This window comes from Streptomyces sp. AC602_WCS936 (genome assembly GCF_019049125.1).
Lineage (GTDB): Bacteria > Actinomycetota > Actinomycetes > Streptomycetales > Streptomycetaceae > Streptomyces.
Genome location: NZ_JAGMUF010000066.1, coordinates 34060 through 48735, shown reverse-complemented (window position 1 = coordinate 48735; position 14676 = coordinate 34060). Strand labels below are relative to the sequence as shown.

11 protein-coding genes and 2 pseudogenes are annotated in these 14676 nt (G+C 73.8%); 4 read left to right on the top strand and 9 right to left on the bottom strand.

Annotated elements, in window-relative coordinates:
• Positions 1-36: 36 nt before the first annotated feature.
• Positions 37-1077 carry a substrate-binding domain-containing protein gene (locus KUM03_RS22060; protein WP_217251006.1) on the top strand — a complete coding sequence of 347 codons (1041 nt, stop codon included), beginning with the start codon at positions 37-39 and terminating at the stop codon, positions 1075-1077.
• A gap of 20 nt (positions 1078-1097) precedes the next feature.
• On the opposite strand, the gene KUM03_RS22055 is transcribed toward KUM03_RS22060, so the two are convergent.
• Genes KUM03_RS22055 through KUM03_RS22045 form a run of 3 tightly spaced genes read right to left on the bottom strand, consistent with a single transcriptional unit; the run spans position 1098 to position 4515 of the window.
• Positions 1098-1808 (bottom strand): sulfite exporter TauE/SafE family protein, encoded by a 711-nt coding sequence (locus KUM03_RS22055; RefSeq protein ID WP_217251005.1) that lies wholly within the window; start codon positions 1806-1808, stop codon positions 1098-1100.
• On the bottom strand, positions 1805-3226 hold the full coding sequence (locus KUM03_RS22050) for an amidohydrolase family protein (protein ID WP_217251004.1): 1422 nt from the start codon (positions 3224-3226) through the stop codon (positions 1805-1807). The genes KUM03_RS22055 and KUM03_RS22050 overlap by 4 nt, the downstream gene beginning before the upstream one ends.
• On the bottom strand, positions 3223-4515 hold the full coding sequence (locus KUM03_RS22045; protein ID WP_217251412.1) for a solute carrier family 23 protein: 1293 nt from the start codon (positions 4513-4515) through the stop codon (positions 3223-3225). Before KUM03_RS22045 ends, KUM03_RS22050 begins: the two co-directional genes overlap by 4 nt.
• A gap of 494 nt (positions 4516-5009) precedes the next feature.
• On the opposite strand from KUM03_RS22045, the gene KUM03_RS22040 reads away from it, so the two are divergent.
• Both KUM03_RS22040 and KUM03_RS22035 read left to right on the top strand, forming a co-directional pair.
• Positions 5010-5546: a hypothetical protein gene (locus tag KUM03_RS22040; RefSeq protein WP_217251003.1), complete on the top strand. Its 537-nt coding sequence runs from the start codon at positions 5010-5012 to the stop codon at positions 5544-5546.
• Between the two features lie 413 nt (positions 5547-5959).
• A complete protein-coding gene (locus tag KUM03_RS22035) occupies positions 5960-6559 on the top strand; it encodes a response regulator transcription factor (protein WP_217251002.1) in 600 nt (199 codons plus the stop codon).
• A gap of 45 nt (positions 6560-6604) precedes the next feature.
• On the opposite strand, the gene KUM03_RS22030 is transcribed toward KUM03_RS22035, so the two are convergent.
• The 6 genes and pseudogenes from KUM03_RS22030 to KUM03_RS39300 all read right to left on the bottom strand — a co-directional run.
• Positions 6605-8404, bottom strand: coding sequence for an ABC transporter ATP-binding protein (locus KUM03_RS22030; RefSeq protein WP_217251001.1), 1800 nt, complete (start codon positions 8402-8404; stop codon positions 6605-6607).
• On the bottom strand, positions 8401-10146 hold the full coding sequence (locus KUM03_RS22025; RefSeq protein WP_308406379.1) for an ABC transporter ATP-binding protein: 1746 nt from the start codon (positions 10144-10146) through the stop codon (positions 8401-8403). The genes KUM03_RS22030 and KUM03_RS22025 overlap by 4 nt, the downstream gene beginning before the upstream one ends.
• A gap of 127 nt (positions 10147-10273) precedes the next feature.
• Positions 10274-10402, bottom strand: coding sequence for a SapB/AmfS family lanthipeptide (locus KUM03_RS22020; RefSeq protein ID WP_018849360.1), 129 nt, complete (start codon positions 10400-10402; stop codon positions 10274-10276).
• Between the two features lie 57 nt (positions 10403-10459).
• Positions 10460-13042 carry a class III lanthionine synthetase LanKC gene (gene lanKC, locus KUM03_RS22015; RefSeq protein WP_217251411.1) on the bottom strand — a complete coding sequence of 861 codons (2583 nt, stop codon included), beginning with the start codon at positions 13040-13042 and terminating at the stop codon, positions 10460-10462.
• A gap of 182 nt (positions 13043-13224) precedes the next feature.
• Positions 13225-13386: pseudogene (locus KUM03_RS22010) on the bottom strand (XRE family transcriptional regulator); the annotation flags it as partial.
• An 81-nt stretch (positions 13387-13467) separates the two neighbouring features.
• Positions 13468-13557: pseudogene (locus KUM03_RS39300) on the bottom strand (short chain dehydrogenase); the annotation flags it as partial.
• 88 nt (positions 13558-13645) lie between these two features.
• On the opposite strand from KUM03_RS39300, the gene KUM03_RS22005 reads away from it, so the two are divergent.
• A complete protein-coding gene (locus KUM03_RS22005; RefSeq protein WP_217251410.1) occupies positions 13646-14659 on the top strand; it encodes a DUF6215 domain-containing protein in 1014 nt (337 codons plus the stop codon).
• The last annotated feature ends 17 nt before the right edge of the window (positions 14660-14676 follow it).

The window sequence follows — 14676 nt, the reverse complement described above, 5'->3', positions numbered from 1 at the left end:
TCAGCCACAACTGCCGGTGAGGGGTGTCCGTTCCACATGGCTCCGTCCGCCTCGGGTCCGAGGCCGCCCACGATCACGGACGTCGCACGCGTCGCAGGGGTCTCCCGTACGACCGTGTCGCACGCCCTCAACGGGCTGGGCAAGGTCGACCCCCGCACGCGCGAACGCATCCGGCAGGTCGCGACGGACCTCGGTTACCGGCCCAATCTGCGGGCGCAGCGGCTGCGGCGCGGGCAGGCGAAGGCCATCGCGCTCGCCTCCTCCATGCCGTTCGCGGTGGCGGGCGGGCCGTCCCGGCTCGGGTTCTACATGGAGGTCGCCGCCGCGGCGGCGGAGAGCGCCCTGCTCCACGACTACGCGCTCGTGCTCGTGCCGCCCGTGCAGTCGGGTTCGGCGCTGTACTCCGTCGACATCGACGGGGCCATCGTGGTCGAACCGGACGTCGAGGACGCCGCGGCCGCCCAACTGCGCGAGCGGGGACTGCCGTACGTGGCGCTCGGCCGGCCCGTGTCGCCCGAGGAGGACGCCCCGTACGTCGACCTGCGCGGCCACCTGGTCGCGGACCTGCTCCTGGACCATCTGCGCGAGCAGGGCGCCGTCCGTCCGGCGCTGATCGTGGGCGCCGGCTCCCGGCACTCGTCCGTGGAAGCGGTCGCCGCCTACGAGGCGCGCGCGAAGGAGCACGGCTGGACGCCGGTCGTGGCGAAGGTGCCCGAGTCGGGCGGTGAGCAGGCCGGGTACGAGTGCTGCGCCGCCCTGCTCGCCGAGCACCCCGGCACCGACGCCGTCTGCGCGCTGGTCGACGCCTTCGCGGTGGGCGCCGTCCGGGCGATCCGCGACAGCGGACGTGCCGTACCGGACGACGTCATGGTCGTCACCCGCTACGACGGCCTGCGCGCCCGCACCTGCGAGCCACCGCTCACCGCGGTCGACCTGCACCTGGACCGCGCGGCGTCGGACGCCGTGGAACTGCTGCTGGGGCGGCTGCGCGGGGACACCGCCGCACCCTGGGTGGCGGTGTCCCCGGAACCACGGGTGATCACCCGCGCGTCGTCGCTGCGTACCGCCCGGGCCTGAACCCGGACGGTACCGGCCCGTCACACTCCCAGCATCAGGACGAGCCCCGAGACCAGCGCGAAGACCAGGACGAACAGGCGCGTCCTGCGGGCGTCCAGCCGGTGGTGCACCAGACGGCTGAGCCACGCGCCCAGGGCGATCGCCGGCAGCAGTACGACGGCCTGGCCGAGCTCCGCGGCCTGCGCCTGGCCCGTGCCGAACAGCAGGGCCAGGGAGGCCACTTCCCCGACGAGGAAGCAGGCGGCGACGGTGGAGCGCAGTTCGGCGGGCGGCCGGTGCTGGTAGACCAGCGCCAGCGGAGGCCCGCCGACGCCGGTCGCGGTCTCGGTCAGCCCGGTCACCGCGCCCGCGCCGACATAGGCGGCCCGGCCGGGGGTGAACGCGGGCGCGGCCAGGCTCACGACGGCTGCGAGCACGGTGGCCACGCCGACGAACACACCGAGGCTGCGTTCCGGGATCAGCCAGAGCACCGCCAGCCCGGCCGGGGTGGCGGCGAGCCGCGCACCGGTGATCCAGCCCGCGCCGCGCAGATCGAGCGACGCCCGTTCCCGCCAGGCGACGTACAGGTTGAGCGGGATCATCGACGCCAGGACGAAGACCGGGACCAGGTGCGGGTCGATGATGCCGGCCACGGGAGCGACGATCAGGGCGAAGCCGAGGCCGCTGCTGCCCTGGACGAACGCGGCCACCGCCACCGTGACGGCGAGCACCGCCAGCGTTGCGAACGTCACCGTGCCGCGCCCCGTTCCCCCGCCTGGTGCAGTGCGCGTGCCGCCGTGGAGGTGGGGTGCACCCGGGTCACGTCGGCCCGTTCCACGGCGGCGCGGGCGAATTCGCTCGCGCGCCGTACCAGCGCGGGACCGTCCCAGTCGACGGGCATGCCGTGCCACAGACGCAGCCGCCCGGCGACGAAGACGGCCGTGATCTGGTCCCGGTTGCCGCGGCGGACGAGCTCCCAGGGCAGGTCCCAGGAGAGCGCCAGTTCCGGGGTGTCGACGTCGACGAGGAGGAAGTCGGCCGCCATGTCCGGCGCGATGGTGCCGGTGCGGGCACCGAGACCGACGGCGTCCGCACCGCCTCGGGTGGCGTGCTCCAGCCAGGTCCAGCCGGCACCGCACGAGGAGTCCCCGTTGACGAGACCGTACGCCAGCCGCTGGGCGAACTCGGCGGCCTCCGCGAGCCGGAAGCCGTCACCGCGGGTGCCGTCGGTGCCGAGCCCGAAGCGGACGCCGCGCTCGGCCATCGCGGTGGCGGGCGCGACCGCGTTGCCCTTCCACGCGCTGGCCACGGGGTTGTAGCTGACGGCGGTTCCGGTGTCGGCGAGCAGGGTCAGCTCGCGCGGCGTGAGAAGCGTGGCGTGCGCGGCGAGCAGCTGGGGGCCGAGCGCGCCGACACTGTGCAGGTGTTCCAGGGGCCGCAGTCCGTGCCGTACGAGGGAGCGTTCCACGCCGGCCAGGTGCTCGTTGACGTGGATCTGTACGACGGCCCCGGCCTCGGCGGCCAGGCGGGCGGTCGCGCGCAGGGTCCCTTCGGTGGCCGCCTCGGGGATGGAGACGGCCAGGGACGCGTGGACGAGTGGGGCGCCGTCGTAACGGGCGAGGTGTTTCTCGGCCCGCTCCAGGACGGCAGGAGAGCCGTCACCGCCGCCGGCCTCGTCGGCGTCGTTGCAGACGAGGCCGAGGACGCAGCGGATCCCGGCGTCGCGCGCCGCCGAGGCGACCACCTCGACGTCCACGTCGGCGCGGGTGCCGGCGTCGGCGACGGTGGTGAAGCCCCCGCGCAGCGCCTCCAGCGCGGCCAGCTTGGCCGCCGTGTACGCCGACTCCTCGTCCAGCGCGCCCTCCAGCGGCACCCACACCCGGCGGAAGATCTCCGACGGCTCCCCGAAGGCGAGCGCGGCGCCGAAACTCTGCGTCAGGTGATGGTGGGCGTCGACGAAGCCGGGCATCAGCAGCCGGCCGGGCAACTGCACGGCCCGCAGGCCGGGGTGGGCGCGCCGCACCTCCTCCACCGGACCGACGGCCTCGAAGCGGCCGTCGCGGACCACGACGGACCAGCCGTCGACGGGCCCTTCGGGGAGCAGGAGCTTGTCCGGCACGAGGAGCAACGGGCCGGGGGCGGCGAGGAGATCGCGTTCGGAGTGGGTCATCGGTCGCTTTCTGTGCGTGCTGCGGTCAGCCGGGCGGTGATGCCCGGACGGACGTGGTGGAAGAGGATGTTGAGGACGGCGGCGACGAACGCGCCGACGGCGACGCCGCTCTCCAGGAGGATGCGGACGTTCGGCGGGAACCCGCCGTACACCCCGGGCACGAGGATCGGCAGCAGCCCCAGGGCCAGGGCGACGGCGCAGATGAACGTACTGGTGTGCTTGTCGAGGTCGGAGCGGCCCAGCATCTGGATGCCGAGCACGGTGATGACGGCGAAGACGACCATGGCGGTGCCTCCGACGACCGCGGAGGGGATCACGCTGATCGCGCGGCTGACGGGCGCGAGGAACCCGATCACGATGAGGACGACCCCGGCCGCGGCGGTGACGAACCGGCTGCGGACGCCGGTGACGCGGACGATGCCGATGTTCTCCCCGCTGGTCACCATGAGCGGCAGGCCGAAGCACCCGCCCAGGAGGGAGGTGAAGGCGTCACCGCGGACGGTCTTGGGCACGTCGGTGCGCGGGTCGATGTCCTTGCCGACGGCCTCGGCGTTGATGACGGTCTGCCCGGTGGCCTCGGCCATGGAGGCCAGGCTGTAGAGCATCAGCGGCAGCGCGGCGACGAGATTGAAGACCGGCGAGCCGAAGGGCATCGGCTCCGGCACGCTGAACAGACCGCCGCCCCCGGCGCTCCCGGCGTCGATCGCGCCCAGCACACCGGCGAGCGCGGTGCCGGCGAGCAGTCCCATCATCACGGCGAGTTGGCGCAGGATGCCGGTGAAGAGCAGGTAGAAGGCGACGGTGAACCCGATCGTGGCCATGCCGAGACCGAGGTTGGAGGGGTCGGCGAAGCCGGGTGTACCGGGTCGCCCGGTGACGAGCACCGCGCCGACCTTCACCAGGTTGACGCCCACGATGACGATCATGGTGCCGATGACCAGGGCGGGGAAGAACCTCAGCAGCCGGGAGAAGACCGGCAGCACGACGAAGTAGAACGCCGCCGTGAGGATCACCGCGCCGGTGGCGGTACGCAGCCCGTGCTGGTCGGCGATGGACAGGAACAGGATGAGCGGCGCCCCGCCCGGCAGCATGACGAACGGCAGCCGCGGCCCGAACTTCCAGGGCCCCAGCGACTGGATCAGCGATCCGACGCCGGACAGCACGAAGGCCGCCGAGAGCAGCTGGACGGTCAGTTCGGCGCCGAGCCCGAGGGTGGCGCTCATCAGGAACATCGCCGAGATCGGGGTCGCGGCCATGACGAGGACGTGCTGGATGCCGAAGAGCACGATCCGCAGGAGCGGACGCGATTCGTCGACGGGGTGGGGCGCCGGACGGGCACCGGTCGCAGCGGTGTCGCTGTCACGGGCCGCACCGGGATGATCGGTCCCGGTGGGGTCGACGGCGACTGCTTGGCCGGACAAGTCGGTGGCTGCCGTCCGGCCGGGTGTGGGCGGTTGGCCGGCTCCGGGCCGGCTCTTGCGGGGATCGGACACGCTCGGGCTCCGTTCGGGCGTACGGGCACAACGCTGGGGTTTCAGCCGCGATCCGGCCCCGGACGGGGAGCCAAATCGATTTGGCCAAATCGATTTGGCCGTCAGTATGGAAGGCCGTTCAGCCATCGTCAAGGCCTTCGCCGTCCGGCCGGACGACGCCCACTCGCCCCGCTCGGTATCCGAGCGGCGGTCACCGGTGAGTGTCCGGCCCGCGTGGCATCACGTCGCCCGCAGACGTGCCGGGTGAGCATGGAGCGACCCAGTATTCCCACTCGTACCGAGGCGATGCGATGCCCGACCGTGCCGACCACGTCCGTCCCGAGGCCACCGCACCGACGGGTGGCCTGCGGCCACGACTGGCCGAGCGGTGGCTGTTCCGGGGCATCTACGGTCTGGTGCTGGCCAGCGCACTGGTGGCCGCGCTGGACGTGCCGGGGGAGGAGGCCGATCCCGGCCAGGACGCGCTGTGGGTACTCCTGACCGCGCTGGCCTCGGGCGCCGCCCACGGGTACGCGCACGTCATCGCCCAGCGGGCCTCCACGGAAGGAGCGGCGGGGCACGGCAGGACGCGGGCGGTGCTCGCCGAGTGGCCGCTGGTCGCCGCCGTACTGCCCACCGTGCTGCTCCTGCTCGGCGCGCAGGCTCAGTGGTGGAGCGAGGACACGGCCGCCGAAGTGGCCCTGCTGTTCAACACCGTCGCCCTGTTCGGCCTGGGAGTCTCGGCGGCCCGCACCGCCGGGCTCGGCTGGCCGGCCTCCTGCCGGGCAGGAGTCGCGGACATGCTGATCGGGCTCGTGGTCATCGCCGCGGACTCGCTGATCCAGTGACACGGCGGCCGTACCGGTGCACGCCCAGGAAGCCCGAGCGGGCGGGCCGTTCGAGCCACATTCACTTCGCCTGTTTTGAGTCTGTGACGCTCCGGTGACCACGGCCTGACCTCGCAGTGCCGCCCCGCCCGCCGGGCATCCGCCGTCACGGCACCCGACAGGAGCAGCCAAAGCGCGCACCGCCCCTCGGACGCGCCCCGAGGGCGCGGTGGCGCCACGGGAGTGTTTCCGGCCGGTTCCCGCCTCGCCCCGGGCCGCCTTCCGGGCGTCGAGAACGGCGCGTTGGCATCGCTTCGACTCCGGTGCGGCCGGACTCCGTGCTTCTGGGACGGTGCCCAGGGGCAGACGGCTGGGGGACTGGGGGACGAGCCCGGTGGTCCGCAGGGGCAACCGGGGAAGGCAGGGGGTTGTACATGGTCCGTGTTCTCGTGGTGCACGACGCCGCGCTGTTGCGGTCGGCGTTGGTGCAGTTGCTGCGGTCCGCCGACGGACTCGAGGTGTCGTCCATGCCGGCCCGCGGCGACGAACCGGACGACCACGACTTACCCGTGGACGTCTGCGTGGTCGACGGGGACTGTCTGGAGGGGCCGCGGGAGGAAGTCGCCCGTGCGTCCTTCTGGGACCGGTGCGGGGCGCGCCTCGTCGTCCTCGCCGCGCCCGAGCGGCCGGGGGTGTTGCGCAGGGCCTTCGACGCGGGCGTGCTCGGCTTCGTGGACAAGGACGCGCCCGCGCGGCGGCTGGTCGACGCCGTGCACACGGTGGCCAAGGGGGAACGCTTCCTCGACGAACGGCTCACGGTCGCGTTGCTGGGGGCGTCGCAGATGCCGCTGACGGCCCGCGAACTGAGCGTCCTGGCCGAGGCCGCGCGGGGCTCGTCCGTCGCCGAGATCGCCGTCGGCCTGCACCTGTCCCGGGGAACCGTCCGCAACTACATGGCCGGCGCGATCCGGAAGGTCGGGGCACGCAACCGCGTGGACGCGATCCGCATCGTCCAGAGCGCCGGCTGGTTGTGACGGCGGGCGGGGCGGACGAGCGCCCGGCCCGCCCCCCCCGCACGCTCAGGTGCGGCTCCAGTGCCCCACCAGATCGCGGTAGAGGGGGGAGCGTCCGAGCAGTTCCTCGTGCGTGCCGAACGCCGCCCGCACGCCGTCCAGGAGCAGGACCCGGTCGGCCCGGACCGCCGAGGACATGCGGTGGGCCACGACGAGCAGCGTTCCCGGGCGTCGTGCGAGCGCCTTCTCGGCGCGCTCCTCCGACGCGGCGTCCAGGTGGCAGGTCGCCTCGTCGAGCAGGAGCAGCCGGGCCGTGGACAGGTACGCGCGCGCCAGCACGATCAGCTGGCGCTCGCCCTGCGACAGGTCCTCGGGCCGCAGCACCGCGTCGAGCCCGCCCAGCCGCTCGACGAGGGGCGCCGCGCCGAGGTCCAGGGCGGCGGCCTCGATGTCGGCCCGACAGGCGCCGGGCCGCAGGTACGTCAGGTTGTCGCGGACCGTCCCGGTGAACACGTACGCCTGCTGGGGGACCAGGACTCGCAGCGCGCGGAGTTCCGCCGGAGGTCGGCCGGTGACCTCCCGGCCCGCGACCCGCACGGTACCGGTCTGCGGCACGCACAGGCCGGCGATCAGCCGGGTGAGGGTCGACTTGCCGATGCCGCTGGGGCCGACGACGGCCACGTGCTCGCCGTCCTCCACGCGCAGGTCCAGCGCGTCGAGAACCGGCTCCGCCCGAGCCCCGTACCGCACGGTCACCGAGCACAGCTCCACCGCGGCGGCGGCCGCCTGCGACCGTGCCGGAGCCGGAGGGCGGGGGAGGCCCGCCCGCCGCCCGAGCGGGGGCGCGACGGCGACGGGCGGGCTCGCCTCCGGGCCGGTGAACCGTTCGAGGACGACGAGCAGCCGGCTCCCCGCCGCGCCGATGGCGGTCACGAGGGAGTGCACCGCGGGCAGCAGCGCCTGCGCGAGGTAGGTGAACGCCCCCAGCAGAGCGCCCGTGGTGACGCCCTGTGCGCGCAGCCACGGCACGGCCACCAGCAGGAGCAGCACGGGCAGCTGTGCCGAGGCCCCGAGCGCCAGGGCCCGTACCGCGGCCCAGCGGGCGAGGACACGGGAGGTCGCCGCGGCGCGGGCGACGAGGCGTTCCCCGTCCCGCGACGTCTCCGGCAGGATTCCGCACGCGGTGACGTCGCGCAGCGCCTTCCGGACTCGCGCGGCGTGGTCGCCCAGCGCCTCGTCCGCGGCGAGGGCCCGCCGCTGGGCCGCCGCCATCGGACGCAGCGTCAGCAGGAACAGGGCCACGCCTCCGGCCAGCGGTGGCACGACGACCAGCACGAGAGCCGGGTGCAACGAGAGCAGTCCGGCCAGTGCCCCGGCCGCCGTGAAGACGAAGGAGCGCAGGGTGAGCACGAGACCGGCGAAGCTGTCCCGCACCATCTCCACCTGGTTGGTGAGCCGTGAGACGGCCGCGCGGTCCCCGCCACCGGGCCGGGACAGGGCGCGGGCCAGCGACCGGTCCACCGCGCGGCGCACGAGACGGTCCCGCAACGGTTCCGTCAGCCCGGCCAGCTCGGCGAAGACCCCTCTGATCACCGGGGCTCCCAGCAGCACCGCACCGGCGGCGACCGCCAGCCAGCCGAGTCCCGCGACGGTGTCACCGGCGAGGAATCCGCGGTCGAGGGCCTGCGCCACGCCGTAGCCGACCAGGAAGGTCTGCACCGACTCCGCCACCGACCACGCCGCGAGCCGCGCGAGCACGCCCTTGCGTCCGGCGAGGAAACGACGGGCGGACGGCCCGAGCCGGTGCTCCGCTCCCGAGCCGCGGCGGGAGTCCGCCGCGACCCCCTGTTCTGCGGCGGGCGTCATGGTCGTGGCTCCCTCTCCAGCGCGCCGGCCCGCCCCTTGGAGGGCGCCTCGGCGATGGACGCTCCGTCGCCTTCCTCCAGCGCACCGAACACCGCCCGGTAGGCGGCCTCCCGCCACAACCGCCGATGGGGGCCGACCGCCCGGACCCGTCCGTCCTCCAGCCAGATCACCAGATCGGCCCGTGCCGCCACCGACGGACGGTGCGTGACGACCAGGCGGGTGATCACGGAGGGGGAGCGCCGCTGAGCTTGTTCCACCGCGTGCTCCGTGGCGGTGTCGAGGCTGGAGGTGGCGTCGTCCATGACCAGCACCCGGCCCGCGTGCGCGAACGCCCGCGCCAGCCCCAGGCGCTGGTACTCGCCGCCCGACAGCGGCGCGTCGGCGAGCGGTGTGTCGTACCCCTGCGGCAGCCGGTTGACGAAGGCGTCGGCACCGGCGAGGCGGACGGCCGACCGGACCTGGTCGGGTGAGACGGCGCGGGGGCCGGCGGCCACTGCCTCCGCGACGGTGCGGTCGCCCAGTTCCGGACGGGCGAAGGCGAAGCCCACCTCGACGCGGAGACTCGGCCGGGTCAGCGCATCGAGAGGCGTACCGTCCAGCAGGACCCGCCCCCGGTCCGGATCGGTCAACCGGCCGGCCACCGCGGCCAGGAGGGACTTGCCGGAGCCGCTGCGACCCACGACCGCGGCGGTCCGGCCGCCCGGCACCGTCACCCGGTCCGCCCGCAGGACTTCCGTACCGCCTCGTGACACCCGTACCCCGCGCAACTCCAGTGTCCCGGGCCCTCCAGGGGAGAGCGTGCGGGTTCCGTAGGAGAGAGCGGGCAGTTCCTCCAGGGTCCGGGTGCGCTCCCGCGCCGAGCGGCCCCGGGCCACCGCGCCGACCAGCGTGGCCGCGCCGCCGATCCCCGCGGCCAGTTGGGCGTACCGGATCACCGCCAGCAGGTCGCCGGCACTGAGCGCGCCCGCGCCGAGCCGGAGGCCGCCCACGGCGGTGGCGGCCACGGTCAGCAGCGGAACGAGGACACCACCGGTGGCCAGCGCCCGCCCGTGCAGTCTCCACATGCGTTCACCGAGCGCTCCCAGTTCTGTCAACGGGCGCAGCACGCGGTCGCGTTCACGGGCGGCGGTTCCCGCGGCGGCGATGGTTTCCGCGCCCTCGACGGCCTCCAGCAGCCGGGAAGCGATGTCCGACTGCACCCGCTGGTAGGCCCCGACCGACACCCCCGTGTCCCGCGCGAACGCCCTCAGCAGCAGGGCGAGGGCCGGCAACCCGACGAGGACGCACGCGGCGACCCACAGATCGACGACGGCCAGCGCGACCAGGGCGCCGGCCGGTGTGACGAGTGAGGCCGCAAGAGCCGCCCCGGCCGCCGGTGCGGCACCCGCGTCCGAGGCGTTGAGGGTGAGCCGGGTCGCCACGTCCCCGGGAGGGTGCGCGCGGGCCGTGTCCGGCACGGCGTACAGGAGCCCGCGCAGTGCGCGGGAGCGGATGGCGGCCGTCCAGTCGGCGGTGCACCGGCCGGTCAGGAACGCGGTGAGGCAGTCGAGCAGGATCTCGCCGACGAGAAGTGCGACGCTCGCCGCGAGCCAGAGACCGGCGTCGCTCCCGCCCAGCAGCAGATCGAGGGTGCGGCCGAGGACGAAGGGCTGGGCGACGGCGGCGGCCGCCGCGGCCACCGAGCATCCCAGCACCAGCAGCTCCGGCACGCGCCCCGGATCGGTGCCGGACGACTCTTCCACCGGACGCGAACGCCCAGGGACCGGAGCGCTTCCCACCGGTCTGCCCCTCTCCTGGTCGGCGCCGCACGGGGCGCGACACGGTGAGCGCGGCGTGCCGCGCTCACCGTGTCGGCCGGTCCGGACGACGTCAGTTACAGGTCGTCACGCTGAGGCTGCTGTCGCCGCAGAGCAGCAGGCTCGCGCGGCTGCCGGTCTCCACGTCGCCCATGGCCTCTTCCTTGGGGGTCTCCAGCGACTGCAGCTCGAACAGGTTCATGTGCTCTTCCTTCCGTACGACAACGGGTGTTCTCTCCACGGCCCCGGCGGGGCCGGCTCATGGGCGCCGCTGGTCCCGCGGCGGTGGGAGGAACGGCAGACCGGCGGGGCGGTCGCCGTGGACGGAGGCGACGGCCAGCAGACACCCGGCCGTCCCGGTGGACAGGTCCATGGACAGGCGCATCATCTGCTCGCCGGGGAAGGCGAGGTGATCGCGGTACGACATGGCGTGCCAGGCCAGCGCGTCGATCTGCCGCCGGACCGCAGCGGGGCCGGTTCCCGGTCCGGTGGCGGTCGTGCGCCCCAGGAAGAGCACCATGCCGGCCACTCCCCGGTACAGTCCCGGCTGGGCGTAGAACATGGCCTGCGCCGCGCGTACGATCTCGTCCCGCGCCCGCTCGAACCGCTCGTCGGCGCGGTGCGCGAGGTAGTCGTCGAGCACCATGCCGATGCCCACGCTCCCTGCGCCGAGATACGGCATGGTGCGCCAGCCCTCGTCCACCTGGAGGGCTCCTCCCGCGCCGCGCACGCAGTGCGAGAGGTCCCGGCGCAGTGCGTCGCGCGCCAGATCGAGCAGGCCGGCGTCGCCGGTGCGCTCGTACCGGCGCAGGAACAACAGGGCGCCGCCCGTCGCGCCGTACAGCAGCCCGGCCCGGCTCCGGCGGCCTGGTGCGTCGTCCGCCGGGCGGCGGGCGCTGAGTTCGACGCACCTCGTCGCCGCGTCGCGCAGGGCGGTGTCGCCGGTGCGGTCGGCCAGGGAGTCCAGCGCCAGTCCGACCCCGGCCGTCCCGCTGTGCAGGTCGGTGGAGAGACGGTCGGGCGACTGCTCGACCAGGAGCCGCGCGAGCTCCAGCGACCTCGCCCGGTGGCCGAGACGGTCCAGGACCCACGCGGTGCCGGCGATCCCGTCGTGGAAGCCGAGCGGCATCCCCGAGGGCGGCTCCTCCGTCCGGTCGAGCAGCCACTGCTCCGCGTTCTCGTCGCGCTCCGCGTCGCTCTCGGCCAGGGCGTACAGCACGCCGGCCGCTCCGTGACCGAACGAGAGCCCGCCGCCCGCGGTGGCGAACTGGGCGACGTCCCCCGGGTAGAGACGGTCGTCGCGGGCGGGCGTGGCCGATGCGCGGATGGCCGCCGTCATCGAGTCCCGGCTGCGGGGCCAGTCACCGGGCGGCACGGGGACGAACCGACGCCCCGTACGGCGGGCGGCCGGTGACGCGCCGGACGCGCCGGTGATCTCGTCGACTGCCGCGTCCAGGAACGCGCGCGGAACGGGGAACTGCCGCGCGACCAGATCCGCGAGGTGCTCCGCCTTGCGCCGGTCCAGGGCCAGCAGGCTCGTCAGCGGCAGGAAGAGGGCCAGGCGCAGACAGGCCAGCGCGTACCGGTCCACGGCGGTGCCCCGCCGGCCGGGAGGGGCCACGAACCCGGGGTGGGCGACCGTCTGGCGGCCCGGCTCGTCGACGTGGTGCGCGGCCTCGAAGTCGAGCAGGGCCACCCGTCCGTCGTCGCGGACCATGATGTTGAACAGGTGCAGGTCGTTGAAGACGACGCCCCGAGCGTGCACCTGTGAGACGGCCCGCTCCACCTGGCCGTGCACGTCGAGCGCCCACTCGGTGTACTCGGCCAGCCGCCGGTCGTCCGGGTCCGCTTCGATGAGCGGGTGGCGCCGGGCGAAGAAGGTGTTGAGGGGCTTGCCGTCCAGGTACTCCAGAACCAGGAAGTGGTGCTCGCCCACGGCGAAGCGGTCCCGTACCTCGGGCGTGCAGTCCAGCCCCGACAACCGCTCGAGCGCCCGGTGCTCGCGGTCCAGCCGTGCCACCGCGTCCGCGCCGTCCGCCGCCAGCCCGGCGTACGGACGGGCCTCCTTCAGGACGACTGCCTCGCCGGTGCGGGTGTCCCGGGCCCGGTAGACACCACCGCCGTTCGAGAAGTGGATCGCCGACTCGACGGTGTACGGGATGCCGGCCATCGTGACCGTGTCCCGCGCGTCGAGGTGCGGTTTCAGGAAGGCGGGGACACTCACCCAGTCGGGCACGCGGAACACCGGTCCGCGGAGGTCGGGCACCAGCTCACCGGAGGGATCGGCGACGGCCGGCCGCAGCTCCCCCTGGTCGTCGTAGCAGTCGCGGCGGGTGAAGCTGCCGTAGCGCACGTGCACCGGGCCCCGGCCGATCCTCAGGTCGCTGAGGATGTGCGGCCCGGCCTCGCCGTCCAGCAGAGCGGCCAACTCGCCCACGACCCGCTCGAACCGCCCCTCGTCCGCCGGGTACACCGTGACGAACTTCCCGCTGCCCGACCGGTCCGCGTACTTGGCGTTGCGCTGGTGCAGCAGGTAGCGGCTCGGCACGAACTTGAACGCGATGCCGCGGTCGAGGCAGTACTCCCGTACTCGCGCCAGCACGGACTCGGCGTTGTCCAGACAGGCGGACACGTGGAGCTTCCAGCCCTGTGCCGGCAGTACGGCGTCCACGGGGCGCAGCGCGAGCCAGTCGCCGATCTCGGTGCGCCGCCATCCCGGCGGCACCGGCAGGTCGGCCACCGCGTACCGGGTGCCGGCGGTCGCCGTGCCGGGAGTGGCACGGTGCGGCGCGTCGTAGAAGTGCGGGTCTGCGTCGCAGTACACGGCGTAGCCCTTGTTCACGCCTTCTCCCTCCACCGGGTCGGTGCCGGGTAAGACGCTGTCACGGGCCACCTCGCCGGGGACAGTCACAGCTGTCACCTGTCCGGCGTGCGGAACTCACAGGTAACTGCACTCACGTTCGGGTTCCGTTCGCGTGTATGAGCGCATCGCCACGAGTTCCCCGGTCCTTCCGCCGCAGCGGGTCAGCGCAGGTCCTGCGGGCCGATCACCGCGAGGAGGCGCAGCCGGTCGTGGCTCTCGCTGCCCGGGGCCGCGGTGTAGACGACCAGACGGTGTGACTGCTCCGGGTCGAGGAGGGTCTGGCAGTTCAGTTCCAGGGCGCCGGCCTCCGGGTGGACGAATGGGGCGACCTGAACTGGGAGCGTTCCTGCAACGGCGTGCGCGCCTACAGCCAGTCGAAGATCGCCTTCGGTCTCTTCGGCCTGGCTCGTCGGTGCGACTCCCGGGTGGGAGAGGTTGCTCGTGATGCCCCAGCCCGCCGCTCTGCTGCGCCGGTCGAGTTCGAGGCGGAAGACCGGGCCCCTCGTTCACCGAGGTCACACCCGGTCCGGAACTGTGGCTTCCGTCATGGCGGACACGATCTTGACCTGTTCATATCACCAGGTGCTGGGTTTCCTCCTCCGTCTCCTGCCCTTCTGGGTCCGCGAGCCGCTGCTCATCGTGGTCGGGTCCGTTCTCGGCGTACGCCTCATGTACCTCGCCTTCCGCGACGACGACCGGGTCCTGGCCTCTCTCGCGGTGGTGTTCCTCGTGTTCACCGCGGTACGCGTCCGCCGGGAGGCCCGCGCCCTGCGCGCACGCCGGGAACCGGGCCCGGCCGATGCCGCCGTCCATGTCCCGGCCCGTGATCCGGACCGGACCCAGCCGCAGCCGCAGGGGCAGGCCGCACCCGTGACGCGTCCCGTCCCGGCAGCCGCGGAGAAGGAACCCAATGCGTGGGGCCAGGCCGTCCTGGCCGTGGCCCTCTTCGCGGCGCTCGGGGGCGCGCTGTGGGCGGGCCCGAAGATGCTGCCTGCCTCCGACGACGACACACCCCGGGCCGTCTCGTGTCCGAGTGCCGACGAGGAACTGCCGCAGGCCTACCGGGAGACGCCCGAGGCCGTGACCGGTGACGAACTGTGCGAGGCGCTCAACCGGCCCGGCCTGGCCCCGCTCCTCGGAATCCCCTCGGAGATCGCGACCGCGGCGTCCGGCAGCAGCGGCACCGCGCCCTTGACGGACGGAAAGGTCGCCCGGCCGGAGGCAGAGGTCGCCTTCGACACGTACACCGTCAACGTCTCGGCCACCTACAACGACCTGTCGATCGCCCAGTACGTGAGGGTGCTGGAGATCGGCGGCGAGAAGGACTACGAGGCGCTCGAGGTCATCGGCCGGCCCGCGGTCCTCTCCTCGGACCACACCATGAAGATCACCATCGATCTCGGAAGCGGCGGATCGAGCGGTCCGGTGGAACAAGGGCCCCCGGCCAGGACCCTGTCGGTGGCCCTCGACGGGAAGGACCGGGGAGGCTGCTACGACATCACCGTCTGGAGCACGTCCGGGTTCCCCCCGGAGGACAGCGTTCTCGTCGACATCGCCGAGAAGGTCCTCCCGACGGTTTCCGGACCGGCCGCCTGAACCGCCGCTCACCACCA

What these genes read in the sequence shown, in the direction of transcription:
- KUM03_RS22060 (WP_217251006.1), top strand. Translation starts at nt 37, where the DNA reads ATGGCTCCGTCCGCCTCGGGTCCGAGGCCGCCCACGATCACGGACGTC.
- KUM03_RS22050 (WP_217251004.1), bottom strand. Translation starts at nt 3,226, where the DNA reads ATGACCCACTCCGAACGCGATCTCCTCGCCGCCCCCGGCCCGTTGCTC.
- KUM03_RS22040 (WP_217251003.1), top strand. Translation starts at nt 5,010, where the DNA reads ATGCCCGACCGTGCCGACCACGTCCGTCCCGAGGCCACCGCACCGACG.
- KUM03_RS22035 (WP_217251002.1), top strand. Translation starts at nt 5,960, where the DNA reads ATGGTCCGTGTTCTCGTGGTGCACGACGCCGCGCTGTTGCGGTCGGCG.
- KUM03_RS22030 (WP_217251001.1), bottom strand. Translation starts at nt 8,404, where the DNA reads ATGACGCCCGCCGCAGAACAGGGGGTCGCGGCGGACTCCCGCCGCGGC.
- KUM03_RS22020 (WP_018849360.1), bottom strand. Translation starts at nt 10,402, where the DNA reads ATGAACCTGTTCGAGCTGCAGTCGCTGGAGACCCCCAAGGAAGAGGCC.